Consider the following 10,051-nt stretch of genomic DNA (forward strand, 5'->3'; position numbering starts at 1 on the left):
AATAGTGACACCAGACACAGGAGCTGTCAAGCGCAAGGAAGTTACATAGAATGAAAGGATGACGACGGTGACATCCACACACTCGGGCAGCTCCGCGGACGATGGGCCAAAGGCCTCGAACATGCGCTCCCTCTCCCGGGCAATGGAAGTATTCGCGGAGCTCCAGCGGGCGGAGCGCCCCCAGCGGCTCAGCGACCTGGCCAGGACCTGCGGCATGAGCCTGCCCACAACCCTGAGGATCCTGCGGGTCCTGCAGGACTTTGGCATGGTCAGCCAGACCGACAAGTCCTACAGGATCGGGCCGGCTGTACTGCCCGCAGCCCGGAGTTACCTCGAAAACGATCCGCTTGTCGTCTCAGCCCGCCCCGTCCTGCAGCAGGTGGCATCGCAGACCGGGCTCACGGCATCGCTGTACACGCGGCTCGGGTTTGAAAGGATTCTGGTCGCGCGGGTCGACGGCGATGCTCCGCTGCGGTATGACCTCCCTTTGGGTAAGCGGCTCCCCCTCACCTTGGGGGCGGCGGGCAAGATCCTGCTCGCCTCAGCTTCCGATGAAGAGCTCCAGCAGGTGGTGGCGGCGGCGATCGCGGCCGGACACGAGGATTCAGATTTCACGGCCGACGTCCTGCGGGCCCGCCTGCCTGAAGCCGGCGCTGATTATGCGTACTCTTCTGATGAACGCGCCACCGGCGTACTGTCGGTCGCCGTTGCCGTCCCGCACCGGGCCGGACGACCCACCGAGTCCATTTCGCTGACGAGCCCGGTCGAGGCGGCCAGCGAAGTCACCCTAAAGGCCGGGGTTCCGGAACTTCGCCGGGCCGCCGGGCGGCTCTCGGAACTACTGGAAGGTTCCGTGTACTAACGGCTTTCCTGCAGGAGGCATCCCATAGTTCATGCCCAGATTTGATCGAACGACAATATCCCGCTGCTTTACCCGGCCGTGCTTACCCTTCGGGCCTTCATGGACCTCCGTCTGGTCCCCCGACATCGCCGCAGCACGCAAGGTCGCAGTCCGCACCGAAGCCTGCACTGTCTGCATCAACAATCGCGGCGCCCTGGACCCGCGCGTCCCATTCGGCGGGGCCAAGCAGTCCGGGTACGGCGCGGAACTCGGCGTCGAGGGACTGTGGTGAGGCGTGTCCAAGGGAGGCGAGCCCTTTTCGGTGCCCATTATCTTGAGAAGGTCTGGCACCCATGAATGCTCCGGCGTAGCGTTTATACATCCACACTGAGGCCGTCGGAGGAGCACGAAGTGGCCGGATGGAATTCTGACACAGCCGCAGGACCCCTCGGGGCTGGCACGGTCACGTTGGTGGCCGGCTCCTCCTTTTGCATCTCATCCGCCGACGGGGACATTCTTCCCGAACTGCCGCATGGGGTCTTTCACTTGGACACCCGCATACTGTCGCGCTGGCATCTAACCATCAATGGCCAGTCACTTGAACCGTTGGCGGCAGAGACCAAGGAACCCTACCGGGCTCTCTTTGCGTGTCGCGTTCCGCGCTCCGACGGATATGCGGACAGCCCCCTGCTGGTCGAGAGGCTGCGGGAGGTCGGAGCGGGGATCCTGGAAGAGATTACCGTCCGGAACTACTCGCTCCAACCGGCCCCGTGTAAGGTCACGCTGGTCGTCGAGTCGGACTTCGCAGACCTCTTTGAGGTGAAGGAAGCGCGGCTCACCCGCCGCTGGAATGAGACGCGGCTGCCGAAAGGCAACACCTTGGAAATCCGGGCCGAGTGGCAGGGCGTCCGAAAAAGCGTAGTGGTCAGCGCCGAAGGTGCCATCGCCTCGGCTGAGGCCTTGAGTTTCAATGTAACCATTCCCCCCTCCGGCCACTGGAGCACCCGCGCGAGCGTAGTACCAACGCTTGATGGAGCAGGGACAGTGGCGCCCTTTGCCCATCCAGCGCCTGGGGAGATGTCCCCCAGCGACCGGCGCCGTCAAGAGTGGGTGGCAAAGATCCCGGTCCTGCAGATGGGCAACCGCTCCATCGAAAGGACCCTGAGACGAAGCTACGAGGATCTGGGTGCCCTACGGATCCAGGATCCGGACCATCCGGAGAGAGTGGTGGTGGCTGCGGGAGCGCCGTGGTTCATGACATTATTCGGCCGCGACTCCCTATGGGCTTCCGAGATGGCGCTGCCCGTGGACCCTTCCCTGGCCTTGGGCACCCTGCGCACGTTGGCAGACCTGCAAGGGACTGCAGTTGATTCGATGAGCGAGGAAGAACCGGGAAAGATTCTGCATGAAGTCCGGCTGGGCGTCTCCAGCGGCCTGGCCTTGGGTGGGAAGTCCGCCTACTACGGCAGCGTCGATGCAACGCCGCTCTTTGTGGTTGTCCTGGGATCGGTCAGCCGCTGGGGCTTCGCCAAGGACACTATCTCCGCCCTCCTTCCCAACGCCGACCGCGCCCTTGAGTGGATCCAGGACTATGGCGACCGGGACGGTGATGGTTTCGTGGAATACGGCCGACTTAACGAACACGGTCTCATCAACCAAGGATGGAAGGACTCGTGGGACGGCATCAACTTCGCCGATGGCACCATCGCTGAACCGCCTCTGGCGCTCTGCGAAGTTCAGGCATACGTACATGGCGCGTATATGGCCAGGGCATGGATGGCTTACGATGACGGCGACCTTGACTTGGCAGCAGAGCTTCGGAGACGGGCGGATCTCCTTAAAAAGCGATTCAACGAAGAGTTCTGGCTCCCTGACAAGGGCTATTACGCGGTTGCGTTGGACCGCGACAAACGGCCTGTGGATGCCTGTGCGTCTAACATGGGTCACTGCCTTTGGTTCGGACTTGTGGATGAGGACAAGGCCCCCTTTGTGGCACAGCGCTTGATGTCTCCCGAAATGTTCAGCGGTTGGGGGGTTCGGACACTGGCCCGCGGCATGGGGGCCTACAATCCGGCGAGCTATCACAACGGATCGGTCTGGCCGCACGACAACGCGCTGATTGCGGCCGGGCTGTTGCGGTATGGCTTCGTAGAGGAAGCACAACGGATTGCCACAGCGCTGCTGGAAGCAGCCGAGTACTCCGGTGGACGGCTTCCGGAACTCTTTTGTGGCTTCGACCGCGAACAGTTTGCGCAGCCGGTTCCATACCCGACCGCCTGCTCACCTCAGGCATGGGCTGCCACCACCCCGATCCAGCTGATCACTGGACTAATGCGCTATGACGCCCACATCTCGTTGGGCGGCCTCTGGCTGGATCCGGTGCTGCCCGAATCCTACGGCGAACTGCACATCAGCAATGCCCCCATGGGCGATGGGCGCATCACCATCGACATCATCGGCTCGACCTCAAACGTTCACGGCCTGCCGGAGGGCCTAACACTCCACCATGGCCGGCGGCCCTGGATAACGGAGCTCGTGGAGAAGGCACATTTGCCCCGCCCTGAAAGCCCCAGCACCGAGAGATAGAACAGCAAGTTCGCCCGCCAGTTGCACGAAACTCCCCTGTTTCGGCGAGACTGGCGGACAGACCCTAGGGGTTCGGACCACGGTTCCTTCGAGTGGAGCAGTGCAACCTTGGCGGGTAGTTCAGACAGGGACTCTGCACGAATGCGTCCAAGGCGCCTACGGTGTCCGTTGCCTCGATAGGGATGGCGGCCTGCCGAAGCAGGCTGCACTTCATTCCTGGCGTGAAGGTATGGGCTAAGCGGCGAAAAGAGCTTGGCGCACAGCGTGCTCAAAGCCACTGACGTGGATCCGCGCGAGCTCCCCTGCCCGGGCCTCGTCTCCGTCGATAACCGCACGGAGCAGGTCCACATGCTCATGCACGTGACGGGACAGGTCGGGAAGCCGGTCCAGGACCATGCACCAGATTCGTGTCGCGAGATTGTCGTAGCGAATCAGGACATCTTCGAGGTGGGGATTGGCCGCGGCCGCGTAGATGCCTTGATGGACGCGCGCATCCAGGCGCAGGGTTCCAACGACGGAGGCCGCATGGGTATCGAAGGATTCAACAGCCCGCATCACAGCCCGCAGCTGCTCCCGCTGCCGTTCGGTGGCCACCCGGGCGGCACGGGACGCTGCGAGCGGTTCAAGCTGCGTCCGGATTTCTGAAATGAAAGCAAGGTCGGTGACCTCCACGCGGGTGGCAAAAGTGCCCCTGCGGGGGTAGGAAACCACCAGGCGGTCAAGCTCAAGCCGCTTCAAAGCTTCCCGCACCGGAGTCCGCCCCATGCCCAGGTCCTTGGCGAGTTGATCGTCGTAAAGGAGATCCCCAGGTTTGATGTCAAGCATCAGCAGGCGGTCGCGGATGCCCTCGTATGCCACGTCCGCCAACGATTTCTTGACTGCATCTTCCACGGTCGCCAACGCTTCAACCGCCATAACCTGGACCCCTTTCCATTCAAGCCAAACAGGCTATTGACCTCGAACACTGACCAGTATACGCTGATTCCGAGCCCTAATATATCAGTTAATGATCTGAGAATATATCTAACGGGAAGATACCTAAAGGAGGAGACATGACCCTCGTGGCAACAGACTCATCAACCAGCACGCTGACTCAGACCGAACCCCGTGTGAAAGACCAGGCCCAGAAGTTCGTACTCACACTGTCGTGCGTCGAACGTGCCGGTATTGTCCAGGCGGTCACCACTTTTCTCTTCGAACGTGGCTTCAACATCGACGAGCACCAGCAGTTCGACGACGGGCTCCGCGAGACCCTGCACCTGCGCACCGCATTCTCGGGTTCCCCCGAGTACACGCCGGAGCGGCTCCAGGAGGAGTTCAGCACCATTGCGGACCGCTTCGAGATGAAGTTCAGCTTCCACGACCAGACCAAGCAGCGCATTCTGGTCATGGTGTCCAAGTTCGGCCACTGCCTGAACGACCTGATCTTCCGCTGGCGCGGCGGCAGCCTCGGCGGCGACATCGTCCTCGTGGTTTCCAACCATGAAACCCACCGGGCGATGGCCGACGCCGCCGGCCTGCCCTTCATCTACCTCCCCGTGACCCCCGAAACGAAGGCGTTCGCCGAGCAGCGCCTGCTGGACCTCGTCGACGAGCACAACATCGACCTCGTTGTGCTCGCCCGGTACATGCAGGTGCTCTCCGATGACCTCTGCCGCTCCCTTGAGGGCCGGGCCATTAACATCCACCACTCCTTCCTTCCGGGATTCAAGGGAGCGCGCCCCTACCACCAGGCGTACGACCGTGGCGTCAAACTGGTAGGCGCCACAGCCCACTACGTGACTGCTGAACTCGATGAAGGTCCAATCATCGAACAGGAAGTCATCCGGGTAGACCACAGCTACGGTCCCACTGCATTGTCAACAGTCGGGCAGGACGCGGAAGCGCTGGCGCTGTCCCGCGCCGTGCGGTGGCACTGCGAGCACCGTGTGTTGCTGGACCAAACCAGCACTGTCGTGTTCCGGTAAGCACGACCACCACATCAGCAGAGACAACACACGAAAATCAGCAGGAGAAACCACATGGCTTCGACGCCTAGCATTGTCATTATTGGAGCGGGAATCGTCGGCACGAACCTGGCCGACGAACTGGTCACGCGGGGTTGGAACAACATCACCGTTCTGGACCAGGGACCCCTGAACATGCCTGGAGGCTCCACATCGCACGCCCCGGGCCTCGTTTTCCAGACCAACCCTTCCAAGACCATGGCTGCCTTCGCCAAGTACACGGTTGAGAAGCTCCTGTCCCTGAGCGAGGACGGCGTCAGCTGCTTCAACCAGGTCGGCGGTTTGGAAGTTGCCACCACCGAGACCCGCCTCGCGGACCTGAAGCGGAAGCTCGGCTATGCCGCCGCGTGGGGTATCGACGGCAAGATCCTTACCCGCTCCGAGTGCAAGGAGCTATACCCGCTCCTGAACGAGGAAGACATCCTGGGCGGCCTCCACGTTCCCAGCGACGGCCTGGCCCGTGCTGCCCGTGCAGTCCAGCTGCTGATCAAGCGCACGGAAGCCGCAGGCGTCAAGTACCTGGGCAACACCACGGTGACGGGCATCGAACAGTCCGGCCGCCGGGTCACCGGTGTCCAGACCTCAGAAGGCACCATCCCTGCCGACATCGTGGTCTCCTGCGCCGGTTTCTGGGGCGCCAAGATCGGCGAGATGATCGGGATGTCCGTCCCGCTCCTGCCGTTGGCCCACCAGTACGTGAAGACCACTCCGGTCCCGGCGCAGAAGGGCCGCAACGAACTGCCCAACGACGCCTCCCTGCCGATCCTGCGGCACCAGGACCAGGACCTGTACTACCGCGAGCACGGTGACCGTTACGGCATCGGTTCCTACGCGCACCGTCCCATGCCCGTGGAGGTCGATGAGCTGGGCTCGTACGACCCCAGCAGCATCAGTGAACACAACATGCCCTCCCGCCTCGACTTCACCCTGGAGGACTTCCTCCCGGCATGGGAGGCCACCAAGCAGCTGCTGCCGGCCCTGCGCGAAAGTGAGATCGAGGACGGCTTCAACGGCATCTTCTCCTTCACCCCGGACGGCGGCCCCCTGGTGGGTGAGTCCAAGGAGCTCGATGGCTTCTTCGTCGCCGAAGCCGTGTGGGTCACCCACTCGGCCGGCATCGCCCGCGCTGTCGCGGAGCTCCTGACCACCGGCAAGTCGCAGATCGACCTTGGAGAGTGCGACATCCACCGCTTCGAGGAGGTCCAGCTGACCCCCGAATACGTCAGCGAAACGTCCCAGCAGAACTTCGTGGAAATCTACGACGTCCTGCACCCGCTGCAGCCAAAGCTCTCTCCGCGGAACCTGCGCGTCAGCCCGTTCCACGCCCGCCACAAGCAGCTGGGCGGCTTCTTCCTGGAGGGCGGCGGATGGGAGCGCCCCTACTGGTTCGAAGCCAACGCCGAACTGCTCAAGGAGATGCCTGACGAATGGCAGCCGCCGGCACGTGACGCCTGGGCCGGGATGTTCAGCTCGCCCATCGCCGCCGCCGAAGCCTGGAAGACCCGCACCGCGGTGGCCATGTACGACATGACCCCGCTCAAGCGCCTTGAGGTCTCCGGCCCGGGGGCCCTGAAGCTGCTGCAGGAGCTGACCACCGCCGACATGACCAAGAAGCCGGGGGCCGTCACCTACACCCTCCTGCTGGACCACGCCGGCGGGATCCGAAGCGACATCACCGTGGCCCGCCTGAGCGAAGACACCTTCCAGCTCGGAGCCAACGGAAACATCGACACGGCCTACTTTGAGCGGGCCGCACGCCACCAGACGGAAAACGGAACCGCCAGCGACTGGGTCCAGGTGCGCGACACCACCGGCGGGACATGCTGCATCGGCTTGTGGGGACCCCTCGCCCGGGACCTGATCAGCACGGTCAGCAGCGATGACTTCTCCAACGACGGCCTGCGCTACTTCCGGGCTAAGAAGGTTGTCATCGGCGGTGTCACAGTCACCGCAATGCGGCTGTCCTACGTCGGCGAGCTGGGCTGGGAACTGTACACCAGCGCGGACAACGGCCAGCGCCTGTGGGACGCACTGTGGAAGGCAGGGCAGCCGTTCGGCGTGATCGCTGCCGGCCGCGCCGCGTTCAGCTCGCTGCGCCTGGAAAAGGGCTACCGCTCGTGGGGCACCGACATGACCACGGAGCACGACCCTCTGGAAGCCGGCCTCGGATTCGCCGTGAAGATGACCAAGGAAAACTTCGTCGGAAAGGCCGCCTTGGAGGGCCGGACCGAGGAGAACTCCGCCCGCCACCTGCGCTGCCTGACGGTCGACGACGGCCGGAGCATCGTGCTGGGCAAGGAACCGGTCTTCTACAAGGACCAGGCAGTCGGCTACGTCACCAGTGCCGCCTACGGTTACACCGTCGCCAAGCCGATCGCCTACGCGTACCTCCCGGCCGCTGTGTCCATTGGCGACTCGGTCGAGATCGAGTACTTCGGACGGCGCATCCAGGCCACAGTCACCGCAGATCCGCTGTACGACCCGACGATGACCAGGCTCCGCGGCTAACCAGCCACCAGACCGTTCAAGTGCACGCGGCCCGGACTCTTCACCTCGCAACCAGAGTCCGGGCCGCGGCTCCTCCGTCACGTCTCAAACCCTTCCCAGTCGAGTCAAGCTTCAGCCCAGGAAGACACATGATCAGCTCAGAAACAATCAACGAATACCTCGCCAGGCTTGCCTCGCGAGAACCCACCCCAGGCGGCGGCGCAGCCGCCGCGCTCCACGCCGCCCAGGGGGCAGCGCTCGTCGCCATGGTGGCCAGATACACCACCGGCTTGAAATACGAGCAGCACGCCGAACTCGTCCAAAGGATCACCAGCGCCGCCGACGGATTGGTCGTCGAGGCCCTGCGCCTGGCGGACGCTGACGAGCATGCGTTTCAAGGCGTCATCGACTCGTACAAGCTTCCGTCCGGGACCGGAGACCTCAAAGCCGCACGAACGGCATCCATCCAGGATGCGCTCATCCGGGCCGCGCAAACCCCCGCACAGCTGATCCAGCTCGCCGGCGCCATCGTGGATCTTGCCACGGAACTTTTCGAGGTCGCCAACGCCAATGTGATCAGCGACATCGCTGCCGCCGCCGACGCAGCCCGCGCAGCCGCAAACACCGCCCGGGTGAACATCGACATTAACGTGGTGGCCATCAAAGACGCCGCGGCCCGTTCGCGGTTGGCTGATCAAACTGACGGCCTCGAGGAAAAGGTCATCCTGGCAGCAGACTCCCTCGTGGGGCGCGTGCGTGGAAGGATTCTCGGTTGAGCGCCGTACTCCTCTCCGGAAAAGCACTGGCAAAGACCATTCAGCAGAGGGCCCACCATGTGGCCCGGGAGCTCGAAGCCGACGGGCTACGCCCCACACTCGCAGTGGTTGTGGCCACTGACGACGGCTCCACCCACTGGTATGTCCGGTCTATCGAACGGGCCGCAGAAAGCGCCGCCATCAGTTGCCGGATCGTGGACCTTGGCCCTGATGCCAGCGGACAGGTCCTGGCCTCAGTCCTGAAGGACCTCAGCGAGGATCCATCCGTTAACGGCATCATCCTCCAGACGCCCCTGCCTCCAGGCGTCGGAACAGATGAGCTGGTGGGGCACATTGCCCGGGAAAAGGACGTCGATGGCGCGAACCCGTTGAGCCTTGGCCGCCTGGCCGTTGGCCAGCCCTCGTTCGCACCTGCCACGGCTCGCGCCGTAATCGAGATCCTGGACCACTTCGACATCCCGCTGGCAGGCCGGAATGTGGTCGTCATTGGCCGTTCCGCCGTAGTGGGAAAGCCGCTGTCCCTGTTGCTGTTGGAGCGCGACGCCGCGGTCACCGTCTGCCACTCCCGGTCAGGGCCTTTGGAGAAATACACCAGGGCCGCCGACGTCGTGGTCGTGGCAGCCGGGCGTACAGGCCTGCTGAACGGCGGCCATGTCTCGTCCGATGCCGTGGTGATTGACGTCGGCACCAACGTCCTTCCTGACGGATCCCTCGTGGGGGATGTCGACGAGGCCAGCGTGCGAGGCATCGCCGCGGCGCTGACTCCGGTCCCGGGCGGCGTCGGCTCCGTCACCACGTCCCTGCTTCTTCTGCACACAACCGAGGCCGCGCGGGAACAGTCGCGTGCTTTGGTCCCGGGAACCGCCCGATGATTTCACCGAGCAAAGGACCCGCTCATGGCTTTTAATAGTGACCTAAAACCCCATACACCCGAGGAGTTGCCTGCTGACAACGGGGTGGCCGCTGTCCTCGATCCGCAGGAAGGAAGCGCACCCCCCTTGCCGGACGTCGAGTACGAGCAGATTCTGCAGGAGTTGCGTCAGTCCAAGACCGAGCAAGCAGTTGCGGATCGCCGCAACCATAAGCTCAGCCTCGACAAGGTCACGTTCGGGATCACCGGCGCCATCGCCATCGCTTTTGTGATCTGGGGTTTCGTGGGACGCGACAGCCTCTCCGAGACCTCCACAAGCGTCCTGAACTGGGTCATGGAGTACACCGGCTGGCTCTTTATGGTCACCGCTTCGCTCTTCGTGGTCTTCGTCCTCTGGCTGGCCCTGGGCAAGTTCGGCAACATCCCGCTGGGCAAGGACGGCGAGAAGCCCGAATTCCGTACCGTCTCCTGGGTCTCGATGATG

The 10,051-nt window shown here is 63.4% G+C and carries 8 protein-coding genes and 1 pseudogene; 8 read left to right on the forward strand and 1 reads right to left on the reverse strand.

Translation table 11 applies throughout. The features are described from left to right. The first annotated feature begins 58 nt into the window (after positions 1-58). The 3 genes and pseudogenes from AC1DRE_RS16810 (at position 59) to AC1DRE_RS16820 (ending at position 3,427) form a co-directional block, all read left to right on the forward strand. Positions 59-862: an IclR family transcriptional regulator gene (locus AC1DRE_RS16810; protein ID WP_476985651.1), complete on the forward strand. Its 804-nt coding sequence runs from the start codon at positions 59-61 to the stop codon at positions 860-862. 106 nt (positions 863-968) lie between these two features. Beyond that, positions 969-1,133: pseudogene (locus AC1DRE_RS16815) on the forward strand (aldehyde dehydrogenase family protein); the annotation flags it as partial. A 119-nt stretch (positions 1,134-1,252) separates the two neighbouring features. Further along, positions 1,253-3,427 carry an amylo-alpha-1,6-glucosidase gene (locus tag AC1DRE_RS16820; RefSeq protein WP_476985652.1) on the forward strand — a complete coding sequence of 725 codons (2,175 nt, stop codon included), beginning with the start codon at positions 1,253-1,255 and terminating at the stop codon, positions 3,425-3,427. A 234-nt stretch (positions 3,428-3,661) separates the two neighbouring features. On the opposite strand, the gene AC1DRE_RS16825 is transcribed toward AC1DRE_RS16820, so the two are convergent. Further along, entirely contained in the window at positions 3,662-4,342 is a 681-nt protein-coding gene (locus AC1DRE_RS16825) for a GntR family transcriptional regulator (protein WP_476985653.1), read from the reverse strand. Positions 4,343-4,479: 137 nt separating this feature from the next. On the opposite strand from AC1DRE_RS16825, the gene purU reads away from it, so the two are divergent. From purU to AC1DRE_RS16850, 5 genes are all read left to right on the forward strand, one after another. After that, positions 4,480-5,394, forward strand: a complete 915-nt coding sequence (purU, locus tag AC1DRE_RS16830; protein ID WP_476985654.1) for a formyltetrahydrofolate deformylase — start codon at positions 4,480-4,482, stop codon at positions 5,392-5,394. A 54-nt stretch (positions 5,395-5,448) separates the two neighbouring features. Next, complete coding sequence (locus AC1DRE_RS16835) at positions 5,449-7,941, forward strand: GcvT family protein (protein ID WP_476985655.1); 2,493 nt, start codon at positions 5,449-5,451, stop codon at positions 7,939-7,941. 128 nt (positions 7,942-8,069) lie between these two features. Continuing rightward, the gene (locus tag AC1DRE_RS16840) at positions 8,070-8,696 is read left to right on the forward strand and encodes a cyclodeaminase/cyclohydrolase family protein (protein ID WP_476985656.1); all 627 of its coding nucleotides are present in this window, start codon (positions 8,070-8,072) and stop codon (positions 8,694-8,696) included. Continuing rightward, positions 8,693-9,568, forward strand: coding sequence for a bifunctional 5,10-methylenetetrahydrofolate dehydrogenase/5,10-methenyltetrahydrofolate cyclohydrolase (locus AC1DRE_RS16845; RefSeq protein WP_476985657.1), 876 nt, complete (start codon positions 8,693-8,695; stop codon positions 9,566-9,568). Before AC1DRE_RS16840 ends, AC1DRE_RS16845 begins: the two co-directional genes overlap by 4 nt. Before the next feature lie 24 nt (positions 9,569-9,592). After that, positions 9,593-10,051, forward strand: a 459-nt coding sequence (locus AC1DRE_RS16850) for a BCCT family transporter (protein WP_476985658.1), incomplete at its 3' end; no start/stop codon positions are given.

The organism is Arthrobacter sp. P4_H3 (genome assembly GCF_056400885.1).